This is a genomic window from Acidovorax sp. FJL06, from assembly GCF_003852545.1.
Taxonomy (GTDB): domain Bacteria; phylum Pseudomonadota; class Gammaproteobacteria; order Burkholderiales; family Burkholderiaceae_C; genus Acidovorax.
This window is the reverse complement of record NZ_QAJR01000104.1, coordinates 1-275: the sequence shown is the minus strand read 5'-3', so window position 1 is coordinate 275 and position 275 is coordinate 1. Positions and strand designations below refer to the sequence as shown.

The following is a 275-nucleotide window of genomic DNA, read 5'->3' as shown; positions in this document are numbered from 1 at the left end:
GCTGCTGCTGCTGGGCGTGTCGGTGGCCAGTTGGGCAGCCATCTTCCGCAAGCTGTTTGCCTTGAAGCGCGTGAAGACACTGAACGAGGATTTCGAGCGCGAGTTCTGGTCGGGCACCAGCCTGAACGACCTGTACGCCGCCGCCGCGCAAAACGCCAAGCAGGCCGGCCCCATGGAACGCATCTTTGCCAGCGGCATGCGCGAATACCAAAAATTGCGCGAGCGCCGCATCGTGGACCCCGGCACCCTGCTCGACGGCGCACGCCGCGCCATGC

The 275-nt window shown here is 65.5% G+C and carries 1 pseudogene; it reads left to right on the top strand.

Annotated features, from left to right (window positions below):
* Position 1 precedes the first annotated feature (1 nt).
* Positions 2-275, top strand: a pseudogene (locus DBV10_RS22700) (protein TolQ); the annotation flags it as partial.